This window comes from Sphingobium sp. LMC3-1-1.1 (assembly GCF_040676285.1).
Classification (GTDB): Bacteria; Pseudomonadota; Alphaproteobacteria; order Sphingomonadales; family Sphingomonadaceae; genus Sphingobium.
This window is the reverse complement of sequence record NZ_JBEGHQ010000004.1, coordinates 24,969-49,703: the sequence shown is the minus strand read 5'-3', so window position 1 is coordinate 49,703 and position 24,735 is coordinate 24,969. Positions and strand designations below refer to the sequence as shown.

Sequence of the window (24,735 nt, the reverse complement as noted above, 5' to 3'; positions counted from 1 at the left end):
ATGGCCGATGGCACGAGCTTTGGAGAACAACTTAGGGCAGCTGTTGGACGCGCCCAAGACTATCTTGGCCCAGGTTTTAACCTAACTGACAAGCGCGCCAATGCTTATTTAGAAATCGCGAGCGTCCTGCGCGATGAATATCAACGAACCAATAACATAAATCTCCTTAATGCAGCTCATCAACTCGAAGAGCAGGCTGAGATTACGACTTATTCTGGATTTAATGGTCGCGCCGCGTTGATCGGTAATTACGCCGCTATGGTGAATAACCCTACATTATACAATGTACCGTTGGATGTTTTCAGTTGGCAAATCGACAAGGCGGTCATTAATTTTTTTGAGGCCGTTGCTAACAATGAACGATTCTCCGAGATTACCGCGCAGAATATTAATGCAGTGGACGGTCTCGTTTGGGCATCCAAGGGTATGCTTGAGTCCTTCCCTGGCACCGCTCTTGGCATCGATTATCGCACTATCCCCAACGAATCTTCGGTCTGGAAAGCGCTTCCTGTCACCTCCGAGCAACAGGCACAATTACGTCTCGGCAGCTATGGCCAAGTAACCTACGTTGCGCCGTGGGGGAACGGCGGAGGCCTCGGTGTCGCGACAACTTTTCTTAGTCCGCTTGCTCAATACCTTGGTCGCGAACCGATCTCTTTTAAGATTTCGCAGGCCGCAATAGATGACTATTTGGATTTGCCTGCTAACAGCCGGCCGCCAGTGCGCAGCGATGACGGTCGTTATTATTATTCTGTCGACCAATATGGCCGTGAAACGATCCGTGAAGCCGCAAATGGCGTTTATGATCCGAATGGTGCCATAGCTTGGGTCAAAAACGATAATCAGCTTGGTGGTTGGGACGGCGTTTTTAAAGGAATTCTCGAGAGCGCTGCCCTTGGTGGTGCACCCGTCTTCTTACTGGATTTTGTCGATATCGCGGCAGGGCCAAGTGGCCAGTCGAGCTATACGTATAAAATGGTCGATGGCGTTTGGGGGCCGGATGCTATTCAGGAACGCCTGGGGGCGAATTTCGGTCCGGACGGACTGCGCTACTATAATCAGCAGAACTCGTCCTACTATGTCGAAGGCAAAACAACGGACATTAGCGAGAAGCAACTTTTCGCTCAGTTTTACGCGAGCCGACGCGTCGCGCTGTCGTCTATTCCGCTGATAGCGATTGACCAGGACGGAACACGCACAATTGGCATACCGATCAGTGTCAAAGAGGGTGAGGCCGTTGTCACCTATATGCAGTCCGGTATTGTGAACGGTCAGGGGCAGTTCGTAGCGGGAGCCATAAAGAAAGTTATCGTGGATTCGTCGGGTGCTGTCACTGGATTGATTGACGTGACGCTGGCCGAGCAGGATCGAGTTGCGACGGCTCTTGCTAACCAGAACGAATTGCGTCTGCTCGCGCGCGAGCAGATTGATCGGATGGAAGCGGCCTCACAGCCGCTCGCAAACAGTGCACATCCTGATGAGAAGGACGGACTCGCGATTCATCAGACCACTCGGGTGGATCTTGCCGGAGGCTTGGAAGAGAATGGATCGCAGATCGTCATTCGTTCCAATTGGCAGCCGTCTGAAATCAGCATGCTTGATCCAAACACTGGTTTGGCATTGCCTAAAGGGTTTTTGGCCTATGGTCGAAATGGAAAATGGGAAGTCCGGGATGATAAATACCGCTCGGCAAAAATCACTTATGGGGCTGATGGGAAAATCCAAAAAACGGAAATCGTGGATGGATTTGCCGAAAGCGACATAATTATTAGCGGATCGCCAATGACACCCGGGAAAACGGGTCGTGTGAATGTAGTTACGACTTATGAAAACGGAAAACCAGTTTCCACAGATATAAAACTTAATAACAATCCCATAGGTATAGAATTTTCCGATTTTGGTTCAGTATTAGGCCAGCAACTGGGTTACCGATTGGCAGGTGGCAACCAGCTTGCCGGAATTGTTACGTCAGCTGCGTTAAAGACGCTTGGCGACAACCTTGGTGATGTGCTCGATGGAATTATTGGGCACCAATCGACGACCAACGCCACGAATGACGCATTTGCCACCACAGGAGCCGAATTCCTTTCTAATTTGAAGTCTGCGGGTATCGGAGCGATTTCGTCTTTCCTGACGGCGGAACTTATAAATGTCCTTGATCTTGACGGATTGTCCGGTGAACTGGCCGACACGGCTGCTGGGGCGGCGATAGGGCAAATTGCCAGCAATCTGGCTTCTTTGGCTGCCGGAGGAAAGTTCGCTGCGGACGGTGTCTCGCAGTTGAAAGTTTTTTCTGACGTTAACCCAACAATGGTGCTCACTGCGGTCGGCTCATTCTTGGGTACGAAGCTGGCATCGGAAATCGTTTCCTTCGATACGATTGGCGGACAGATTGGATCTTCCGTTGGAGCTTCTTTGGGGGCTATCGGCGCTGTTGCGCTTGTGACCGGAGGCGGATCGCTTGCTTCGACATTTTCGGCTCTAGGAATTGCTGCGGGACCCGTGGGTGCACTCGTGGGTGCTTTTGTGGGCTTCATCGTAGGAGGCCTGATTGGCTCCGTATTTGGTGGTATCCCTCGATCAGGCGCGGATGCGCAGTGGAGCGAGGACGAAGGTAGGTTCGTCGTCGCTAATGTCTGGTCGAAGAAGGGCGGATCGAAGGACGCGGCGCGCTCGGTTGCGTCTGCGGTTTCGGAAACTTTCAACAGCATTCTTTCCGCGACCGGCGGCGCGTTGTTGGACCCGACATCGGTTCAGTCCGGCAATTACGGCATGCGGGGCAAGAAGTTCGTCTACAAACCCTATTCGACCAAGAGCAGCGACGCGATCACGCAGAGGTTCTCGGGTAAGGATGCCGCAACCCGCCTAATCGGCTACGGCGTTTATACCGGTCTCACCGATCCAGATTTCAAGATCGCGGGCGGCGATGTCTATGTCAAACGCGCACTCTACAATACGTTTGAGATGGGCGGGCTTAATGCTCTGGATTTCGACAGTAGCGTCCTGCTTGGAAATATTGCCTCGGCGCAGCAATATGAGAGCTATCTCGCCAACTCGACCGTGATCAACGCGCTGGTGGCGGCCGAACCCGATAGTGTGTTCGCCGCCGAGACGATGATCAACCTTGCGCGTGCCGTCGAACTTGGCCTAACCCGCCGCCATGCGAGCGACTGGTATGGTGGTTTCTCCTATCTGATTCAAGAGGCGCAAACCAACGCGGTCAGCGTTGATTTTGGCTTCGACTATGACCCCTATTCGGGCCAGATCAGCCGCCTGATCGGTATCGGCGACTATGTGCTGGGCGATGCGATCGACATCGCTGGACAGACGACGATCGAAGCTGGCGCTGCGAACGACGTCATCGACCTGCGCGGCAAGAAACTGGCCGATCAGAGCGGTTATACCGTCAACGGCGAATTGCAGGATGACATTGCTGCATCGGGCGCTGACTTCACCGCGACCAACGCGACCGTCAGCTTTGCAACCGGCGAATTGCGTAAGCAGGTTACCGTTGCGGTCGCGGGCGATACCGACACAGCGATCGAGAGTTTCCTCGCGGCGCTTTCCAACGGCACGGGGGTGAGCGCCATTGGCGGCGACGCGACGGCGACGATCATCAGCGACGCCTCCTCCGCCGCTCACCTCATGGTAGGCAGGAGCTTTGCGTCGGAGGCCGATGGCTATGCCGTTTTCCGCCTCAGCCTGTCGAAGGCGGTGGGTACCGATGTGACCGTGAGCCTCGCGCTTGCGGGTGGTCGGGCAACTGGCCAGGGCATCGATTATGGCGCCACGGATACGAGCAACCTTCAGGTTTCCATCGACGGCATCAACTGGACAAATGCGACCAGTGCGACCTTCGCGGCGGGCACGACCCAGCTTTTCGTGCGCACGGCGGTGATCGCCGACAATGTCCTCAACCCCGAATATGTCGGCCCCACCACAAACCCGCTCACTGGACAAGTGACGCCGGGTAACGGCAAGCCGCAATATCTCAATGTCGAAGGCAATGAGAGCTTCACCCTGACGGCTACGGTGACGGCAGGGGCGGGCGCACTCGCCAATGGCGCGACCCCGATATCGGGCAAGGGCACGATCATCGACGCAACCAGCGGCTCCAAGCCCTATGTATGGCTCGACAATGTGGTTGTCCATGAGGACAGCGGCACCGCGACCTTCACGATTTCGCGCAGCAGGAGCACGAACGAGGTAGCATCCATTACCTTCTCGACCGCTGACCGGCGCGAGCTTGCCATCGACGTCGCCGCCACTGTCGATGGCGGTGCGGGTAACGACACAATCTACGCCTCGGACCTGGGCGACAACATCTTCGGCGGCACTGGCAACGATACGCTCTATGGCGGTCGCCTGGACGACTGGCTCCTGGGCGGCGATGGCGACGACGTGCTCGAAGCGGGCACGGCCGACCAGAACGCGCTCGGCGGCGACGGCAATTATCTGAACGGCGGCGCGGGCAACGATCTGTTGCGCGGCCGGGAGGGCTCCGACTGGCTCGAGGGCGGTGAAGGCGCCGATACGCTGACCGCTGGTGCGGGCGACGATATCCTTGCAGGCGGCGCCGGCGATGGAGATATCCTCAAGGGTGGCCTGGATAACGACCAATATCTGGTGCGGTTGGGCGACGGCGCCGATATTGCCGAAGACGAACCCAATGGCGCGCCCGCCGCACAAGCAGGCGGAGGCGATTATGTCAGCCAGCGCATGGCGGGCTTGCTTGCCGGAACGATCAAGAAGAACTGGATTGGTGATGCCCCCGGCGTGGTCCAGAAGGCCGCAATCGGTGGCGAGGATGCGATCGTCTTCGGCGCAGGCATCAGCCTCAACGACATTCAGATGATCCGGTCGAGCACGGACAGCGACGATCTCATCATCCGCGTGATGCAGACCAACGCAAGTGGTGTCACGACCTTCACCGGCACGCAACTGACCGTGAAGGATTGGTTCGCCGATTATTTCAAGCGGATCGAATGGCTCAAATTCGCCGACGGTAGCGAAATCCGCATCGGTGATATCACCAGCTTTATCGTCGGTGGTAGTGGCAACGATGTGCTGATCGGCACCAGCGGCAACGACTTCGTCTATGGCGGCGACGGCGATGACCAGCTCCAGCTCCTTGGCGGCGACGATATCGGCAATGGCGGAACCGGCAACGACCTGGTCGCCGGTCATTCGGGCCAGGATCTGCTGGTCGGTGGCCTAGGCGTTGACCAGCTGATCGGCGGCAAGGGCAAGGATGCCCTTTCGGGCGACGGCGGCGGCGATGACCTTTATGGCGGCGATGACAACGACATCCTCTCCGGTGGTCGCGGGGATGGCGACGTGGTCGTTGGCGGCGCGGGCGATGATATTTTCAAATATTCGCGTGGTGATGGCCGTGATGAACTGTTCGATGATTATTCCGCGCATTGGGATGTCGTCTGGAGCGCTTCTGGCCAGTGGAATGAAGCGGCGGGCTATCATTATGACGAGCAGACTGGTGAGGTGACCGGCCCCGGCGGCGCCTATCTCCGCAAAAATGTGGGCACGGCTCAAGCGCCCAACCTGCAATGGCTCGGCCGGTTCGATTATGACGATGTGACGGGAACCCTGACCGTCTTCAACCCGCCTGCTGGCAGTGCTGTTGTCGCCAATAGCGGCACCGACACCATCGAGTTCGATCCGGGCATCAAGATCCAGGATATCGTCCTGTCGCGCCCAGCGGGCTCCAACGATCTGATCTTCAATATCGCTGATGAGAATAGCGAGTTTTCGACGGCCAATTCGATTGGCGACAGCATCACGATCAAGGACTGGTATGCGCTGCCTGGCCAGATCGAGAAACTGGCCTTTTATCAGACCGGCATCCTCGACATTCGTGCAGGTGTTACGAATCTGATCGCGGGCACTGATTATGCGGATGGAACCGACATCACGCCATTGGCCGGAACATCAGGAGCGGACTGGATCACGGGCGGCGCGGGCGACGATGTCATCGCGGGCGGATCGGGCAACGACATCATCGCCGGTAATAGCGGCTTCGACACGCTGAAAGGCGAGATGGGCGATGACGTTCTGTATGGCGGTGCCGGTAACGATATCCTTGATGGCGGCAAGGGTAATGACGTCCTGATCGGCGGCGCGGGGCAGGATACGGCTTCCTATGTCTCGGCGAGTGGCTGGGTTCGCGCGGTACTTTCGGCAAGCTGGTCGAACGCCGGGGAAGGCGCGGGCGATAGCTATGACAGCATCGAGGACCTCACCGGCGGCGCTGCCGCCGATATCCTTGGCGGCGACGAAGATGACAATGTCCTGACGGGTGGCCAGGGTAACGACACGCTGAGAGGCGGTGTGGGCGATGACACCTATGTCTGGAACATTGGGGATGGCGCCGACAACATCAAGGATGCCGCATTTTCCATAGAAGAGGCCGTGACGAGCGCGGGCCAACTCGCCGATGGATATTCAGTCAAGTCCTGGGCGACCACGGGCGCGATCGAACCGGTTTCAGGGTATCGTTATTGGCGGCTGCAGGTCCAGGATTCGAACGGTACGTTGGTCTATGACAGCAGTAGCTATGTCTATGCTCCAGGCGTTACGCCCGCCGCACCGATCCCTTCCGCCTATATTCAGGCGGGCTGGCTTGGCGGATTCTCGAGGACGAACGGGCAGCAGGTCACCCGTTTCGCCTATGATAGCTCGGTATCGGGTGGCGAGGATGTGCTCGAGTTCGGGCAGGGCATTGGCCTCGGCGATCTCAAATTCACGCGAACCGGCAATGATCTTCTGATCCAGTACAATGGATCGTCCACCGCTCAGCTCATCCTCTACGATCAGTTCACGGCTAATGGCGCCATCGAGACGTTGCAGTTCGCCGATGGATTGTCCGCATCACTGAGTTCGATAATGTGGGCGACAAGCTCGGCGCAGGTCGCGGGGACGTCGGGCGATGACCTGATCCTGGGACAGTGGGGTAGCCTCGCCGACAATCTCGCCGGCGGAGACGGGAATGACGTTCTCGTCGGCTATGACGGCAACGATCTCCTCTATGGCGGGAATGGCGACGATATTCTCGAAGGCGGCGCGGGCGCGGACCGTCTCGACGGCGGCACCAACTCGGCCGCGACCGAAATCGGCTGGGGTGACAGTGCACGCTATGCGCGTTCAGCAGCAGGCGTGCAGGTCAACCTCGTAACCGGCACCGGTTCAGGGGGTGATGCGGAAGGTGATCTTCTGATTGGCATCGAGAATGTCACGGGCTCACAATTTGCCGATACGCTGACCGGGGATGCGGGGGGTAATCGTCTATCCGGCCTTGGCGGTAACGATGTCATCAATGGCGGCGATGGCGCGAACGTTCTTGACGGCGGTGATGGCGATGACTTCATCAACGGCGGTAAAGACGACGACAATATCGATGGCGGCGACGGCAACGATGTCATCTATGCGCTCGATGGCAATGATCTGGTCCAGGCTGGCCTAGGCAATGACCAGGTCTATGGCGGGACCGGCAATGACCAGATTCTTGGCGATGGCGGCGACGACCATCTCGAAGGCAATTGGGGCAACGACCAGTTGCAGGGCGGCGATGGCGCGGATGTCCTGGTGGGCGGGGACGGTAACGATACGCTCGCAGGAGGAACAGGAACTGACTGGCTGCAGGGCGATGCCGGTGATGATGTCTATCTGTTCGACGCCCGCTCGGGCAGCGACACCATCGCGGACGGATCGGGGATCAACAGCATTGTCTTCGACCAGGGCGTCGGCATCGACGATATCTGGCTAACCCGCCAGGGTGATGACCTGAAGATCGGCGTTATTGGTGGCGATGCGACGATCACCGTCAGCAATTATTTCAGCACCACGAATCCGTCTCGCATCCGTACCATTAGCACGGCGACGCACAGCCTGTTCCTCAAATACGCCACCCCGCTGATCGGCGGCATGTCGGCCAGCAGCGCGTCCACGCCGGCCAGCATGCCTGCAGCCATCGCCACGCAATTGGTGACCTACTGGCATGAGGGCCATAAGGCGAAGCCAACCGGCAACGCGATTGCGATTGCGATCAACGAGGATAATGCCAGCGGCCCCGTTGCAGCGGGCGCTGTTGATCATGACGAGAATATCAGCGGCTATCTGCTAGGCACCGGACCGGCCAACGGTTCTGCGACCGTGGACGGCCTATCGGGGTTCCTCGTCTACACGCCCAATGCCGATTTCAACGGCGCAGACAGCTTTACCGTCATCGTCACCGACGCGGACGGTCAGTCGGCCGAAATTGCCGTTAAGGTCAGCATTGCGGCGGTTAACGACGCGCCGCGCGATATCCGAACAGCGGATGGCACTTCCATCTCCGTGATGGAAGGCGCCACGGGATCCCCGACCGGTGTGGACAGCCCGGTCAAGCAACTCGCCGCCACGGAGGTAGAGGGCGAGGCCATGACCTTCTCGCTCGTCAATGACGCCGGTGGTCGCTTTGCTCTCACCAACGATGGCTTACTCATTGCCCAAAATCCGGCTCTCCTCGACCATGAGGCTGCCATGTCCCACACGATCCGTGTCCGGGTTGCCGATGTCCATGGCGCATGGACGGAGAAGGACTTTACGGTCACGGTCGGCAATTGGAACGAGGCGAACAGCCTTCCGGCCGCCCATGCGATGGCGGTCGATGAAAATGTCGCCATCGGCACCCTGGTCGGCACGGTCACCGCGAGCGATCCTGACGGCGCCGGGGATATCTTCGGACAGCAGCGTTATTATTTCTGGAACGGTTCGGCGGCGAGCGCGGTATCCTCGGACGGTCGCTACATGATCGATGCGTTAAGCGGGCAGATCAAGACCAATGCCGCGCTTGATTACGAGGCGGATAATGCCAGCGTCGCCTATACGGTGATTGCACGCGATAATGCCGGGCAGGCCGGGTATAACCAGACCGCGAGTATGGTCACGATCGGCATCGCCAACCGCAACGAAGCCAACAGCTTGCCTGCAACCCAGGCCATGGCCATCGATGAGAATGTCGCCATTGGCACGCCGGTCGGTACGATTGCGGCTACCGACCTCGACAGCGCGGGCGATGTCTTCGGGCAGCAACGCTATTTTTTCCTGAGCGGAGGCGCGATCAGCGACATTTCCAGCGATGGCCGCTACAGGATCGACGCGGTGAGCGGTCTCATTAGCACCCATGCCGCTCTCGATTATGAGGCCGGGAATACCAGCGTCTCCTACACGGTCATCGCGCGCGATAATCAGGGCGCTGCCGGATATAATCAGGCATCGAGCACCGTCACCATCGCCGTCAACAATGTGAACGAGGTGCCCGATACGCCCATATTGTCGGATGCCCGGGGCATTGTCGGGGAAGCTTTGTCCGGCGGCTTGGCGAACAGTTGGGTCGCACGCTTCACCCTGTCGGATGTGGACGGACCGACCCCCACATTGCGCCTCGTCAGTAATCCCTCCAACCGCTTCAAGGTTGTCGGGAACGAGGTTCACTTTGCCGATGGGTTCGAGCCTGATTTCGAGACGCTGTACAATAGCGGCCTCACCGCCTCAGACAGCGATGGCGATGGGCAGATGGAGGTCCTGCTGACCGGAACCGTCGATGCCACGGATGGCAGCCTGTCATCGCCAGGCAGCACTGATTTTGCCATTCGGGTCGAGGACGTCAACGAGGCGCCAACCGCGCTTAACTGGTCGGCGAGCCTCGCCTCGGTGGCCGAACGCGACCGGGTTGCCAATGGCACGATGCTTCCTGCTACTACCATTGGGACGCTCAGTGTTACCGATCCGGATATCGCGGGCTTTGCCGACGCCAGTTACAGCTATTCCGTGTCCGATAGCCGGTTCGAGGTCGTGGGCAATGTCCTGCGGCTGAAGCAGGGCGCGGCGCTCGACTATGAGGCGGGCAGCAGCATCGCGTTCACCATGACCGCCACCGACCTCAGTGCGGCTCCGCACTCAATCCAACGGACAATCACGTTGGCCGTGGACAACCAGGATGATGTGTTGGAGGGCGACGCCAATGCCAATTCGCTCATCGGTCAGCAGAATCGCGACCTTCTCTACGGCTTTGGCGGCAACGATACCATCGATGGGGGCGATGGCGACGATCTCATTGACGGCGGGTCTGGCGATGACCTGCTGATCGGCAACAACGGCCACGACACCGTTTATGGTGGTGATGGCGCTGACACAATCAGGGCGGGTGCTGGCAATGACAGCATCTATGGCGGTGCCAATGACGTGGGAACGTTCGACACGCTCTTTGGCGAGGACGGAGATGACATTCTTAACGGTGACGATGGTGACGATGTTCTGTTTGGTGGTCTTGGTTCCGACCAGCTGATTGGCGGCGCCGGTTCGGACTGGGCGGACTATAGTCAGCTTCGATCCGGTGTTGCCGACACGATGGGCGTGACGGCCGATCTGGTAACTCCGGCATCAAACACTGGCGCAGCGGCGGGTGACAGCTATTCCAGTGTCGAAAATCTTCGGGGCACCGGAATTGCTGATACGCTGAGTGGCGATGGGTCCGTCAACCGGATCGAGGGTCTCGGCGGCAATGACATTCTGCGCGGTCGTTCTGGCGACGACAATCTCCAGGGTGGGAGCGGCAACGACACGCTCTATGGCGACGATGGCGCCGATACCTTGCTGGGCGATGATGGTGACGACATCATCTATGGTGGAACCGGTAACGACACGTTGCTCGGCGGGGCTGGCAATGACCAGCTCTATGCAGAAAGCGGGGACGACTATCTCGATGGCGGCGCTGGCAACGACCTGCTGAACGGGGGCGTGGACAACGACACTTATATCGTGACGCGCTCGTCCGAGGCCGACACCATCTATAATTACGACCCTTCGGGCGACGATGTCGACGTGTTGGGCTTCCAGGACACCGCTGGCTCCATCAACGACGAGGATCTCTGGTTCGAACAGGTCGGCAACGACATGCGGATCAGCGTGATCGGCACGACCTCCAGCGTTCTCATCAAGGACTGGTATCTGATCTCCGATCCCAGCAGCCGGTCCAACTACAAGATCGACTTCATCATCGCGGGTGAGCGCTACAGCACGCAGATCAACGTCGAGGGCCTGGTCCAGTTGATGGCGACCAAGACCAAGCCGACCACGACCGCGCAGCGTGACATCTTGATGGCCGACCTTACCTACAAGGCGCAATGGGCGACCTATTGGGGAACGAACGCCAAGCCGGTCATGTCTGCCATCGGTAACCGGACGGTCAATGAGGACGGGACGATCAATCTCACCGTCACAGCGACCGATGATATTACGCCCAATGCGAATATCCAGATGTCGGCCACAGTCATATCGGGTTCGTCTGTGATCGCTAATGCGGGGCTGGTGTTCGGCGCGCCCGATTCCAGCGATCAGCGCAGTTTCACGATCACGCCGGTTTCCAACGCCAGCGGGACGGCAACCATTCGCGTTCAGGCGACTGATGCGGGCGGCGTCACGGAGACCCAGGAATTTACCGTCACCGTCAACGCTATCGCGGATACGCCGGTGGTCGCGGCCTTTACTGGCGGCTCGGGTACGTCTGGGCAGGCCGGGGGCATCCCGTTGACGCTCGATGTCACATTCCCAGACACGGACGGCTCCGAAACCCAGGAAATCTGGATTTCCGGCGTACCGTCGGGAGTGACGCTGAGCGCTGGAACCTATGACAGTGCTGCGGGGATCTGGAAGCTGACATCCGCCCAGACAAGCGGCCTCAAGGTCAATGCACCGGCAGGCTGGAGTCAGGATCTCTCGCTCTCCGTCACGGCGCGTGCGACCGAGGCTGGGCAGACCGCGATCTCGGCCGTGAAGACGACGACGGTCGTCATCAATGCGCCGCCAACCGGCGCGAACCTGTCGGGCTCGATCAACGAGAATGCGGCAAACAATACCATGGTGGGTACGATCACCGGCGTCGATCCTGACGCGGGCGATGTCCTCGCCTACACGCTCATCGACAATGCTGGGGGACGCTTTGCATTAAGCTCGGCGGGCGTGCTGAGTGTAGCCAATGGGTCGCTCCTCAATTACGAGGCTGCGACGTCGCATGCGATTACCGTTCGCGTAACCGACAGCTTCGGCCAGACCAAGGATCAGGCCCTTACCGTTGCCGTCAATAACATCAATGAAGCTAACAGCTTGCCAGGCAGCTATGGCATGGCGGTCAACGAAAATATGGCGGTTGGCACTCTTGTCGGCACGGTCACGGCCAGCGATCCTGATAGCTCTGCCATCGCCTTTGGTCAGCAGCGTTATTATTTCTGGAACGGCTCGGCAACGAGCAGCACGTCGTCGGATGGGCGCTATGCCATCAATGCGACGACCGGGCAGATCACCACCAACGCTGCGCTCAACTATGAGGCGGGTAACACCAACGTAGCCTATACGGTTATCGCGCGAGATAATGCCGGTGCGGCGGGATATAACCAGACGTCCAGCACCGTCACCATCGGCGTCGTCGACCTGAACGAGGCGAACAGCCTGCCAGCCAGCTATGGCATGGCGGTCAATGAGAATGTCGCCATTGGCACGCTTGTGGGCACGGTGGCGGCCAGCGACCCCGACGGTTCCGGTGTGGCCTTTGGTCAGCAGCGTTATTATTTCTGGAACGGTTCGGCGGCGAGCGGAACGTCCTCGGATGGTCGCTATACGATCGATGCGGTCACCGGACAAATCAAGACCAACGCCGCGCTCAACTATGAGGCGGGCAACACCAGCGTCGCCTACACAGTAATCGCGCGCGACAACCAGGGAGCTGCCGGTTACACCCAGAGTTCGACGACGGTGACGGTCGGCATCAACAACCTTAACGAGGCGAACAGCTTGCCGGCCGGCTATACCATGGCGGTCAACGAGAATGTCGGCGTCGGTACGCTCGTTGGTACGGTGACTGCAACTGATGTCGACAGTTCTGGTGTGGCCTTTGGTCAGCAGCGCTATTATTTCTGGAATGGCTCTGTGGCCAGCAACACTTCGTTCGACGGGCGCTATGTGATCGATGCCGTGACCGGCTTGATCAAGACTAATAGCGCCTTGAATTACGAAGCCGGCAACGCCCTGGTCAACTATACCGTGCTTGCCCGGGACAATCAGGGCAATGCCGGTTACAACCAGACTTCCACGACTGTCACAATCGGCATTAACAATGTGAACGAAGCCAACAGCCTCGCTGGTTTCACCATGTATGTGAGTGAGAATGTCGGGGTGGGGACCACTGTCGGCACGGTCGCGGCGAGCGATCCGGATGGATCGGGGGTGGCCTTTGGCCAGCAGCGTTATTGGTTCTGGGACGGCACCAACTATTCCAACCAGTCCTGGGACGGGCGCTATGTGATCGACAATGTGACTGGTATCATCAGGACAAATGCTCCACTCAACCGCGAGGCGCCGGATCCTGGACGGAACTATGTCATTCGGGCACGCGATAATCAGGGCAATCCGGGCTATACCGAAGCGGCGGCCAATTTCTGGATCGAAATCGCCAATGTGAATGAAACCCCTAATGCGCCAGACAATGGAGCGACAAAATGGTCGTTCTTCGACGAAACAGGTCTCGGTTCCAATCCAGCAAACGCTTATGTCGTGACCGGTTCGTTCGGATTAAGCGATCCTGATGGCGGGACGCCGTCCTTGCGTTTTGCAGACGGAAGTACGTCGCAGGGCTGGTTCTATATCGATGGCAATACGGTTCGCTTCCAACCAGGCCTTAATTTTGATTTCGAATGGTTCCGGGCGAACGGTTATAATATCTACGACTGGAATGGCGATGGACGTCTTGATGCCCGTGTCGCCGACGTGTCGCTCAAGGCCTTCGATGGCAGCGCTTGGTCTAGCCCAACACTCATGCAGGTGTTCATTTCTGACGTTAATGAGCAGCACACGCTGGCCAATCGCTCCTTCAATGTCAATGAATCCAACACGGCTTTGGGGCCATGGACAGGTGTCACGGCGACCTCTGGCGAGCTTCTCAATGCCAAATCGTTGATGCTGTCCGACGCGGAAGGTGGCGCCAATATCAGCTACCGATTCTCCAATGGTTCGCAGAATTGGGGTCCTTGGAGTATCGATGCAGCGACCGGTGCGATCTGGATGACGGGAGGAACAGATTATGAGTCTCTCGTCGAAGTTTACCAGACCCAAGGCTATTGGGACGAATATGGCGGCTATTACGAATATCAGGTCTATACCGGCCGAGACACGTCCCGAGCAACATTCAATCTGGGCGTTCAGGCGATTGATAACAGTTCGGGCCAGATAGCCTCAGCAACCCTGACGCTCAATGTCGCTGACGTGAATGAAGACGTTTCCTATGCGTCCTACCTGACCGGCAGTTCCAAAGGAACGTGGATCAAGAGAACCGATACCGAATATTGGATCATGGCGAATTCTTCGGCCGTGACCCGGTATATCACGCCGATCGTCACTGATCCCGAACGTCAGGGGGTTACCTATTCCATCTCAAACCTGAGCTATAGAGAATATAATGTTGTTTCGGGTGGAAGTGGTGAGATCAACGCGACGGCTATGCCGAATATCAACATTGATTCTTCTGGACGCATCAGTTTCTGGGTTCCCGGACAGGATTGGGACGGCGAATGGGAGGGCGGCCTGAAGATCGGAGGCGTCAGGCGAACTTCAAGCGTTGACGCAACCTTCACGCTCAACATCGTAAACGGCGATCGGACAACTTATATTCCGATGAAGATTACTTTCATTCGCCGTGGACAGACAACGCCTCCCGTCATGCTGGATCTCGATGGCGATGGCCTCGAACTTGTGGCCGCCGATATCTCTACGACAACCTTCGATATGGACTTGGATGGAATAGCGGATCGTACTGGCTGGCTCAGCGGTGACGATGGTTTCCTGGCGCTGGATCGTAACGCCAATGGTACAATCGACGATATCAAGGAAATCTCCTTTGTGGAGGATGCCGAAGGCGCTGTCTCGGACCTTGAAGGGCTGCGAGCCTATGACAGCAATGCCAACGGCTTCCTTGATGGTGGCGATGAACGTTTCGCCGAATTCCAGATATGGCGGGACGTCAACCAGGATGGCGTCAGCCAGACTGGGGAGCTGTTCTCGCTTTCGGCGCTGGGGATCGCACAGGTGAACCTGACGCTCAACTTGACAGGCGAGGTTCCGGGAGGGGCCGATAACGTGATTTATGCGACCTCGGAATTTTTGCGTGATGATGGTACCAGCGGAGCCGTCGGTGACGTTTTCCTGTCGTTCGATCCCTCCGACATCGGGATCGCCGCCCCGGTCATCCTTGACTATGACGGTGACGGTGCTGGCCTGATCTCGGTAACCTCAAGCACAGTTCGCTTTGATATGGACGGCGACGGCGCGACCGAACGCACAGGCTGGATCGAAGCGGGTGATGCTTTCCTGGCGTTGGATCGCAATGGTGACGGCAAGATCTCCGACATTGCCGAAATCTCCTTTGTCGGTGATCTGGAAGGCGCCAAGACCGATCTCGAGGGTCTGAAGGCTTTTGATAGCAACGGGGATGGCGTGCTTGACGCGCTCGATGCGCGCTTTGCTGAGTTCAAGCTATGGTTCGACACCAACAGCAACAGCATCTCGGATGCGGGTGAAGTTAAGAGTCTCGCTGAAGCCGGGATCAGCGCCATCGGCCTTTTGTCAGTCGCGCCGGAAAACGCCAACGACGGTGGTAACATCATTTATGGCAAAGCGAGCTTCAGCCGTACTAATGGCACCACTGGTACAGCTCTCGATGCCGGACTCGCTTATGTACGCGGCGATGGCAGCGCGCGTGAGGCTTATTCGGCATGGACGGGGACCGAAACGCCTGCCACTTCAGATGCTCCGATTGTACCAGCGATTGACGTCGAGCGGCAGGAATATGAGCGTAAATCCAAGCGCTATATGATCTCGACAACCGGCGGTCAGATGTTTGTTCGTCGGCGGAGTGACACCGCCGTTCTGGACGGGCGCTCGGGCTTGATTGATCCAGCCACCATCCTGTCTTTCTCCAACAAGGACATCGGCATGCTTTCGCCGATCATCCTCGATCTGGATGGCGACGGCGTCGAGATGCGCTCGATCAAGAAGGCAAAGGCCGCCTTTGACATGAATGGAGACGGGATTGCGGACAACACCGGCTGGGTCGGGAAGGGCGATGGTTTCCTCGTCATTGATCGCGACGGGGACGGTAGCATTACCAGCGCTTCGGAACTCAGCTTCCTCACCGAGAAGAGCAATGCCAAGAGTGATCTTGATGCGCTTGGAGCACTCGATTCCAATAAGGACGGCAAGATCGACGCAAACGACACCCGCTTTGGCGAGCTGAAGGTCTGGGTGGATGGCGATGGTGATGGCGCAACCGATAGCGGGGAACTCAAGTCCCTGGCCGATCATGGTATCACCTCGATCAGCCTGTCATCGCGTGCGGTCGAGCAGAATGTGAAGATCGGATCGAATGTCGTGCTGGCCACCTCTACTTTCACGCGTGCGAACGGCTCGGTGGGGACCGTAGGCGATGTAGCGCTCGCCTATAAGCCCGGTGAGGCGGCAAACGAGCCGGCGAGCGGGTGGGAGACCATATTGGCACGGATGACGCAACAGATGGCGGCGTTCGGGGCGGAAAGCGGAGAGGGTGAACTGAACACCCGTTATGCCAAGACCGAAGCGCTCTATGATTATTTCGCGGCCTGATTATAGGATTGTCGCATGAACGAGACGACACAGAAGGAAGCGGCTGCGGCCGCTTCCGCGCCGCCCACCGTAAGCCACATGCTGGGAGAGATGACCTGGCTCCTGACGCAGTCCCCGCTGCATCGGGGGCTTTCGATCGGCGACATCGAATGGCTGTTGATGCCGGCGCTGATCCACCAGCAATTCTATGTCTTCCGCGACGGCGATAAGCCGGTGGGTCTCGCGCTGTGGGCGAAATGCAGCCCGGAAGCCGAGAAAAAGCTGGAGGGCGGGATGATCGAACCGGCCAACCGTCTGACGCTCGAGGAGTGGACGTCTGGCGAGGCGATCTGGCTTGTCGACCTTATCGCACCATTTGCAAACGGAGAGAACAAGCATCGGGAGATCATGATCGCCGATCTGATTTCCGGGCCGCTAAGCGGCAAAGCGTTCAAATTCCATCAGACCGATCCCCGGACGGGTAAGCGGACCGTGCAAACGGTCGATGGGGACGCTGGCGAGAAACTCAAGATTGCCATTGAAGCCTCTCTGACAAGCAAGCAATAGAGGAGTGGAAGCCTGGAGCAAAGCGACGCCTGAGATATCGTAAGGCGATGATAGGGATCGCCTTGACAAAATCTCATTATTGATCAATATGTTTCAATGAATCCGAAGATGGATCATGTATTCTTGGTAGTAAATGTTGGTCATTTTATTATAGTATTATTTAGTAATATCTTACTTTCAATGAGTTGTTGCGGGAATTTGTATCCTGCCGCCCCAGCCAAGTTTTTCCCAACATACTGTCAAAGCTGGCTTTTCGGACGACGCCGGAACCGTGGTGGGGGTGCTGTCAGACAAAGGCGAACTGCTCTCCACGCGATGCACTTTGGATCGCGAGGGTAGGGGATCAGCTCATGAGAGAATGCCACTCAGCAAAGGCAGCTGAGCGTCTTTCCTTATAGGTCTGGCGATCGACGAGGTGGCGTTCCAGTGCGAAGTGGTTGTGGACGTTGGCGTGTACGGATGCGAATTTCTGTAACGACCTGATTTGTCGGAAGCGCAGCATGGCTCGCTTTCGTCGTCGAAAGGGAAGGTGGCTGTTCTCGACCCGATTGTTCGCCCACCGACCGATTTCCTGCTTTGCCCGGTTGCCAAGCTCATCCATTGCCGCGCCGTAGGTGCGGAGGCCATCAGTGGTGATCGATTCGGGAGATCCATGACGCTTCAGCGCCTTCTTCATGAAGGTTAGCGCAGCCATCTTATCACGGGTTTTGGTGACATAGCTCACCAGGATCTCGCCTTCCTGATCGACGGCGCGCCATAGATAAACCATTTCGCCATTCACCTTGACGTACATTTCGTCGAGGTGCCAGCGCCAGTGGCGAAATCCCCGCATGCGGCTGATCCGCTGCCGGCGAATGTCGCCTGCGAACAGCGGGCCGAACCTGTTCCACCAGTAGCGCACCGTCTCGTGGCTGATGTCGATACCGCGCTCGAAGAGCAGGTCTTCCACGTTCCTGAGGCTGAGCGGGAAGCGCACGTACATCATCACCGCCAGCCGGATACCTCGCGCGACGAGTTGAAGTAGCGGAACGGATTGTCAGGCTTGGAGCGGCTCATGCCCCTACTTTAGCAGCGCCCAGAGCAACGCGCCGTTTTGCTCTGACAGAGCCCTGGCTCCTGTGCTATCTTACTCCGTTGGAGGCGTCAGCGTCCGGTCGTGTTCCCCGCCGGCATCGAACAGCTTGGATCCTTTAATTTTGCCAGAAGCATCAAGCGTCAGGTGCACGTTGTTCATGCTGCGATTCTGCCAATGCCAACCGTGGATGCCCGTAAACGGCGCGACATAGCGGCCTGCCTGCCGGTCGCCCTTGGTGATTGCATAGCTTTCAGTCAGCTCTTCACCACCGTCGAAGGGATGGGCGTGCATGTCATAGTTGAGCGGTCCTGATCCCGACCAGTGGAAGTGTATCGGCTGCCCCTCATCGACCACATATTTAAGCTCAATGCCTTCAAAGGGTTTGAGTTCGAATTCCCAATGGTCGCTGGCGCCTGGCTCGGGCGGCAGGGGCGTCTGGCTGGGCGTGAACGTACCTTGGCGTTTCAGGCCCCGTTCCAAGAACTGGTTGGCTCCAGCGGTTGCAATACTGGAAAGGCCCGTTACGTTTCCGACGCCCGTCGGATCGATGCCGGTTTCGGCTGGAAGCACGAACAGGACGACAATTGCTGCGCCAATGGCGAGCGTCGCCGTGGTTCCAATGACGAGCGCGCGCCGGGAGGGGCGCACGGGTTCAATTTCAGTCATGATTCAAGATACCTCGCAATTTGATAACCGGCGAGAAATATGCCCGCGGCGATCAGCGCCAGATTGGCGGTAAACGCCCCGTTTCGAAAGCTGGACGTGCCACGCCAGAGGCCGAGCAGCATGAGGACAAAGGCAAGGACAAGGCACTGTCCGACCTCAACCCCGATGTTGAAGCTGATGAGGTTGGTCAGCAGCCCATTTCTGGGCAACGAAAGTTCGGTCAGCTTGGTCGCGAGGCCAAGGCCATGAACCAGGCCGAATGCAAGAACGGTCGCTTTGGTATTGATGGAGATACCGAGTTTCCGGAGGCCGCCGATATTCTCGATGCCCTTATAGGCGACCGATAGCCCGATCACTGCATCGACCAAATGAGCATTTGCGCCAAAACCCAGCAACACGCCCAGCAGCAGCGTGGTCGAATGGCCGATGGTGAACATCGACACGTACAGGACGACATCCTTCAGGCGATAAAGATAGAAGACCACCCCGATCAGGAAGAGGATGTGGTCGTACCCGGTCACCATATGCTTGGCGCCCAGATAGAGAAACGGGAGGATCGCCGGACCGTCGGTGGCCAGGACGAAGGCCTTGTCGCCTTCGGCCACGTCGTGGGCCAGGGCGGTCACTGACCAGAATGCCAGCGCCATGGCGGCGAGGGGAAGCGTCCACCGCCTCATGAGGCGTTTTCAGGCTCTTTGGTCCCCGTTGGCGCGAGGCTGGCCGGCGACTTCATATAGGCCTGATGGCAGGCGCTGCAGACATTATACAACGCGCCGCCCACTTCCAATACCTCGTTGACGTTCTTTGCTGCCGCTGTGTGTGCGGCCAGTCCGGCGGCGTCCGAGAGGCCTTGCGCGAATTCCTGCCAGTCCTGGCCGCGGCCTTTGGCATAGGCCGGTGTTCGCAAAAGTGCGGCATATTGCCCAACCCGTTCCGCAGCCTCGCGAGTTCGGGTCCATTCCGCATCGTTACGCGGCCGAATTTCGTGATTTCCGGTCTCATCGCTGACATATTGGACGGCGTTCCAATAGCTTTTGGCGGACGGATCGACTTTCTCCACCATCAGCTTGTGCACGTCAGCCGGCGGCGCGTCCGCCGAGGGCTGGTCCGTCTTGCGGTCGCAGCCGCCTACGAACGTCATCCAGAATGCAAGTGCGATCAGCCTTTTCTTCATGCCTGTCTCCTGGTGTCTGTCGTGCGATGGACGAAAGCTTTGTCCCTTGTCTCATTCATACCCAGCTTGCCGGTCTGCGCCGCCGCGCCAAAGGCAATTGCAGTGACGCTGGCGGTACAGTGCTGTTAGGGCACGGGCGCTCTCTGTCTGGGTCCGTCTGGGCAGCGTGGCGGTACAAGCCTGCTCGCTCAGAAGCTGTAGCGGATCCCCATCCGGAAGGTGCGCGGCTCGACCACCCGACTGAGGCGACCTTCGGTGGGCGCGCTGTCAAAGCCCGGAATATAGGATTCATACCAATAGGCGATGTCCTTGTCGTGACTGTCGAAGAGGTTGAGCACTTCGCCGAAAACCTCGAGATGAGGCGGTTTCCATGCTCCACGCAGGTTGACGATGGTGCTGCCCTTGTCACGGGCGCTATTATCCTCAATCAGCGGATAGGGACCCAGATGGCGGAGGCGGACGCTGCCGCTCCAGCGGTCGAACATGGCCGAAATGCCTGCTGAAGCGGCGTTTTCAAAGGCATTGGGAATGCGGTCACCATTGTCGTAGCGCGACCGGCTGGCGGTATAGTTGGCATCCAGGGCCAACCAGGGCAGGGGTCGCCAGAAGCCCACCAGCTCGTAACCGCGCCGCTTGCTGGCGCCGGTGGGCTCCACCGCATTGGAGTCTCCCACGAAGCGCAGCTCGCTCCCGACATTCAGCCAGTAATAGGTTGCGGTGAGGCTGAACGGACCGGTCTGAAAGCGAGCGCCCAGTTCCTTGCCGGTGCCCCGGACCAGGACCGGGACGGGCGACGCGGTATTCACCGCCCCGCGCACGTCATTTGAATGGAACCCCCGGCCCCCATTGGCGTAGAATTCGAGCGATGGGACCGGAGAGTAGGCCAGCGCCAGCTTGGGCGAGAGGATGGCATCATCACCGCGCCCCGCGCCAAGCGCTGCGGCAACATCGTCGCGCGCTCGCACGATGTAATGATAATAATCCCCGCGCAGGCCGCCGATCACCCGCACGCCTGGCAAAGGGCGAAGCGTGGCTTCGCCATAGATCGCACCCGAGGATTCGGTGATGTCGTAGGATCCCAATGATTCCTTGAAGCTTCCGGCGTCGGTGTGGTGGACCCCGACGGGGCCGATCGTATCATAGCGGTTTTCGGTGCCGATGCTGATGTCGAGCGAGGGAGAGATCTCCCATTTTTTACGGCCCGTCATCCCCAGGATGACGCGCTTGTCGAACTGCAGAATCTGGGCGCTTGATCCATCGGTATTGGCATAGGTCGGGTTGGAGCTCATCGCCCAGTCATAATATTGACCATAGACGTTCGCCGACCAACTCTCCCCACTAAGCGCCGCATTGGCAACAACGCGGGTGGTTTCCCCGCGCGCTGTCGGATCGGGCGAGCAGAAGGCATCGGCGCAGATCGAGGAGCCGATGATGCGTTCGGGGATCTGCTCGGTCGGCCGCCATGTGCCACGATAGCCGTGCAGGCTGAGGTCCAGTTTGCCAAGACCGATCACGGCTGCATATTTGGCAAAGGCCGAATAATGACGCAGCTTCTCGGGCTGCTGCCAGGGGCCGTCATAGATCTTGAACTGCCCGACAAGGGTCAAGTCGCCGCCGCCGACATTGCCGATCGTCCCGCCCGCCGCGAGTCGCCGCCAGCCATAGGAGCCGAGTTCGGCCGAGACCCAGGGCGCGTCGATCTTTTCAATGGTTGTCAGGGCGGCCGATCCAGCCATCGCGAAATCGCCGCCGTCGGCGCGATAAGGGCCTTTGCGGTAATCTTCCCGGTCAATGACCTCGGGGATCAGGCCGTTGAGGTCGAGATAGCCCTGGCCATGGCCGTGGCTGCGAAAATTCATCTGCACGCCGTCGATATAGGTGGTGAAGTCCGATCCGTGATCGAGGTTGAATCCGCGCAGGAAATATTGGTTTGCCTTGCCGCTGCCCGAATGCTGCGCGGCGATCATGCCCGGCACGGCTTCGAGGAGTTCGGCCACGCGCAGGAGCGGACGGATGAGCAGGTCGGAGCCTGCGACGCTGCCCTCGCTCGCTGCGCCCGCGACACCGATCTTGCTCTCGCCTCGGCCAAACACGACGATGTCGGCATCGGCCCTCGCGGCAAGAACGGTTGTATCGACCGGAGCAGCGGCGTCGGCTGGCGTGAAGGACAGGGGAGAGGCGCCGACGGCCAGGCAAGCTGCCGCCAGTTTACGGATGTGGTACATGAAGGTTCCTCGTTGATTTCCGCTGCGAAGTGACCCTGGATTTTAAGCGGAAGCTGTCGTTTCCTGTTTCCTTTCTTGCCTGAGGTATGTGGCGAGGGCGCACCCAGGGAGCCATGCCGGCGAGCACGTCATCACGATCGACGAGGTGATGCTTGAGTGCGGCGGCCACGTGGACGGCCACCAGCAGGATACCGCTCCAGCCGAGCAGCTCGTGCGCATTCATGGAGACGTCGGCCACGACTGCGCGCCGCGCCTCGGACAAGCTAGCGACGAATCCGATGTGCGGCCATTCGAACTGGTTGAACCACAGCGTCGGGATTGCGAAGGCCGCTCCCATCGCGCGGTTCCAGCCGGCCGACACGTGAAGCGCGATCGATACCAGGCCATAGCGGTGTTGCGCGCACGGCATTGACTATCCCTTCATCGATCGGGAGTGAATTTCGCGGCTGAGCGGTCCCATACCCGCTTTCGCCCGATCCATCCGGGCGATGGACCTCGGGAGATGTAGTGTCGGCATGCGTCCGGCAGGGGCCGCCAGCAGAAGTTCAGGAGGTCGCCCGATCCGGAGGCCTAGAGGCGTAGGCGCTTCGGATCGACGCCGACCTCCGCAGGCTTGGCACCATAGGGTGTCCCATTCGCCGTCACCGCGAGCACGAAGGCGCCTCCGGGACGGCCGTCGCGCAACGGCCGGATCCCCATCACGACCTTGTCACCAGGCCGAAACGTTTCACGGGTGATACCCATCCGCTCCAACACCACCGGCGAGACCAACTCCACGTCCCATCTCTTCGCAGCAGTGGTGCCTTCAGGGGCCGCCACGATCGAAATCCACGAATGAGGATTCAAATATGAGAACGACTTGATCGTGCCTCGCAAAATGACGAGCTTCTGATTGTCGAACATCGCCGTCGAATGATGCGCTGAAATCGGGGAGGCAAGTCCAGCGGCCAGGATTGCGATGGCCAAAAGAGCACGTTTCATCTCAACATCCTTCGTAGCTCACCGAACCGACTAGCAAAGCCATTCTTTGATTTAGTGGTGTTAGTTGCCGGTTATGGACAGTGTGTTATTAGACTAGGCTAAACCTGGTTTGTCGCTCACGCCTCGTGATCGCACTCACGGCCGCCATGCCGAGGCGGCCGCCATGAAGCTGAGCGTCTCCTTCATCGCGTCGCCCTTTTCGAGCGGAACGTAACTCAACTTCACGACTACCGTGCGGGTGATCGGATCCACGTAGATGAACTGGCCGCACAACCCGAGCGCGAAGTACGCATCGCTGTTCTGAACGGTCCACCACTGGTAGCCGTAGCCGCCCGTCTCTCCTTCCTGCCCTCCAACAGGCGCAGTGGCCTGGCGCACCCAACCGGCGGGAAGGATCCTCTGGCCATTGCCGACCCCGTCCTGCAGCATCATCTGCCCGAAGCGTCCATAATCCCGCAACGTCGCGTTGAAGCCGCCGCCGGTGAACTCCCGCCCGATCCCAGGAGGGCCGTCCATGATGTAGAAGGCGTCCCGTTCCGTGCCGAGCCGTTCCCAAATCCGACTGGACATGTAAGCCGAGGCGCTCATCCCGGTTACCCGTTCGACAAGCCAGCCGAGCACGGCGGTGTCGATTGTCTTGTAGTCGAATGTCGATCCTGGAGCGTGTTTGCGCTTGAGGGTTCGCGCCACGTCGGCGAAGCGGACACGGTTCTGAACCAGCGCTTCCTCGTGATTGATAGAAGCGACGCTTGGGTTCTTCCAGTCGTAGCGCTCGTCGTAGTCAACGCCCGACCTCATCTCCAGTATTTGCCGGATCGTGACGCCCTCATATCCCGTGCGCCGCAGTTCCGGCAGGTAGGTGACGATACCGTCATCCAACGACTTGATCCTGCCCTCGCTCACAGCAAGTCCCACCAGCGTGCCAGTCAGCGACTTCGACATGGACCAGGAAATGAACCTGCTCTGTGCATCCGTCCCGTTCCGATAGATCTCCGTCACGATCTTGCCGTCTTTGATGATCAGCAGCGCATTCGTGTAGTTGCCGTCCAGGATTTCACTTGCCGGCTTAGTCGCTCCACCATAGGAGTAGGAGAAGTTCATCGGTGCATCGGTGCGGGGCAGTTGCCAGGGCGCAGCTGCATGGCCGACGACACGCGTCTCGAATAACTCGTCCATGTTATGGAAGAGCACGGAGCTGATCGCCGGATCGAAGATCGCGCGGCGCGCGGCGACTACCGCAGGCGACGGGGGCTCCGCTGCTAATGGCAGCGAGAGTGTTGCCGAGATCGCCAGCGCCAGGAAAACCTTCGCTTTGCGGAGTCCAACATTCATCACTCACTCCCCGGCAATGGGATGATGCGGTCAAT

The 24,735-nt window shown here is 58.6% G+C and carries 10 protein-coding genes; 2 read left to right on the top strand and 8 right to left on the bottom strand.

The genetic code is table 11. From position 1 onward, the window contains the following. Nucleotides 1-16,701 (top strand): cadherin domain-containing protein, encoded by a 16,701-nt coding sequence (locus MRBLMC3_RS07795; RefSeq protein ID WP_363827336.1) that lies wholly within the window; start codon nt 1-3, stop codon nt 16,699-16,701. A gap of 15 nt (nt 16,702-16,716) precedes the next feature. After that, nucleotides 16,717-17,247, top strand: coding sequence for a toxin-activating lysine-acyltransferase (locus MRBLMC3_RS07790; protein WP_363827334.1), 531 nt, complete (start codon nt 16,717-16,719; stop codon nt 17,245-17,247). Between the two features lie 343 nt (nt 17,248-17,590). On the opposite strand, the gene MRBLMC3_RS07785 is transcribed toward MRBLMC3_RS07790, so the two are convergent. The 8 genes from MRBLMC3_RS07785 to MRBLMC3_RS07750 all read right to left on the bottom strand — a co-directional run bounded on the left by MRBLMC3_RS07785 (nt 17,591) and on the right by MRBLMC3_RS07750 (nt 24,700). Beyond that, the gene (locus MRBLMC3_RS07785) at nt 17,591-18,232 is read right to left on the bottom strand and encodes an IS6 family transposase (RefSeq protein ID WP_363827333.1); all 642 of its coding nucleotides are present in this window, start codon (nt 18,230-18,232) and stop codon (nt 17,591-17,593) included. A 141-nt stretch (nt 18,233-18,373) separates the two neighbouring features. Beyond that, on the bottom strand, nt 18,374-18,988 hold the full coding sequence (locus MRBLMC3_RS07780) for a hypothetical protein (RefSeq protein ID WP_363827332.1): 615 nt from the start codon (nt 18,986-18,988) through the stop codon (nt 18,374-18,376). After that, complete coding sequence (locus MRBLMC3_RS07775; protein ID WP_363827331.1) at nt 18,985-19,665, bottom strand: HupE/UreJ family protein; 681 nt, start codon at nt 19,663-19,665, stop codon at nt 18,985-18,987. The genes MRBLMC3_RS07780 and MRBLMC3_RS07775 overlap by 4 nt, the downstream gene beginning before the upstream one ends. Beyond that, nucleotides 19,662-20,162: a hypothetical protein gene (locus tag MRBLMC3_RS07770; protein ID WP_363827330.1), complete on the bottom strand. Its 501-nt coding sequence runs from the start codon at nt 20,160-20,162 to the stop codon at nt 19,662-19,664. Before MRBLMC3_RS07770 ends, MRBLMC3_RS07775 begins: the two co-directional genes overlap by 4 nt. A gap of 188 nt (nt 20,163-20,350) precedes the next feature. Further along, on the bottom strand, nt 20,351-22,387 hold the full coding sequence (locus MRBLMC3_RS07765; protein WP_363827328.1) for a TonB-dependent receptor: 2,037 nt from the start codon (nt 22,385-22,387) through the stop codon (nt 20,351-20,353). Beyond that, entirely contained in the window at nt 22,371-22,796 is a 426-nt protein-coding gene (locus MRBLMC3_RS07760) for a cytochrome b (protein WP_363827327.1), read from the bottom strand. Before MRBLMC3_RS07760 ends, MRBLMC3_RS07765 begins: the two co-directional genes overlap by 17 nt. Before the next feature lie 161 nt (nt 22,797-22,957). After that, complete coding sequence (locus tag MRBLMC3_RS07755) at nt 22,958-23,368, bottom strand: DUF6152 family protein (RefSeq protein WP_363735904.1); 411 nt, start codon at nt 23,366-23,368, stop codon at nt 22,958-22,960. A 135-nt stretch (nt 23,369-23,503) separates the two neighbouring features. After that, the gene (locus tag MRBLMC3_RS07750) at nt 23,504-24,700 is read right to left on the bottom strand and encodes a serine hydrolase domain-containing protein (protein WP_363827326.1); all 1,197 of its coding nucleotides are present in this window, start codon (nt 24,698-24,700) and stop codon (nt 23,504-23,506) included. Between the last annotated feature and the right edge of the window lie 35 nt (nt 24,701-24,735).

What these genes read in the sequence shown, in the direction of transcription:
- MRBLMC3_RS07750 (WP_363827326.1), bottom strand. Translation starts at nt 24,700, where the DNA reads ATGAATGTTGGACTCCGCAAAGCGAAGGTTTTCCTGGCGCTGGCGATC.
- MRBLMC3_RS07770 (WP_363827330.1), bottom strand. Translation starts at nt 20,162, where the DNA reads ATGAAGAAAAGGCTGATCGCACTTGCATTCTGGATGACGTTCGTAGGC.
- MRBLMC3_RS07790 (WP_363827334.1), top strand. Translation starts at nt 16,717, where the DNA reads ATGAACGAGACGACACAGAAGGAAGCGGCTGCGGCCGCTTCCGCGCCG.
- MRBLMC3_RS07785 (WP_363827333.1), bottom strand. Translation starts at nt 18,232, where the DNA reads ATGATGTACGTGCGCTTCCCGCTCAGCCTCAGGAACGTGGAAGACCTG.
- MRBLMC3_RS07775 (WP_363827331.1), bottom strand. Translation starts at nt 19,665, where the DNA reads ATGAGGCGGTGGACGCTTCCCCTCGCCGCCATGGCGCTGGCATTCTGG.
- MRBLMC3_RS07760 (WP_363827327.1), bottom strand. Translation starts at nt 22,796, where the DNA reads ATGCCGTGCGCGCAACACCGCTATGGCCTGGTATCGATCGCGCTTCAC.
- MRBLMC3_RS07780 (WP_363827332.1), bottom strand. Translation starts at nt 18,988, where the DNA reads ATGACTGAAATTGAACCCGTGCGCCCCTCCCGGCGCGCGCTCGTCATT.
- MRBLMC3_RS07765 (WP_363827328.1), bottom strand. Translation starts at nt 22,387, where the DNA reads ATGTACCACATCCGTAAACTGGCGGCAGCTTGCCTGGCCGTCGGCGCC.
- MRBLMC3_RS07795 (WP_363827336.1), top strand. Translation starts at nt 1, where the DNA reads ATGGCCGATGGCACGAGCTTTGGAGAACAACTTAGGGCAGCTGTTGGA.
- MRBLMC3_RS07755 (WP_363735904.1), bottom strand. Translation starts at nt 23,368, where the DNA reads ATGAAACGTGCTCTTTTGGCCATCGCAATCCTGGCCGCTGGACTTGCC.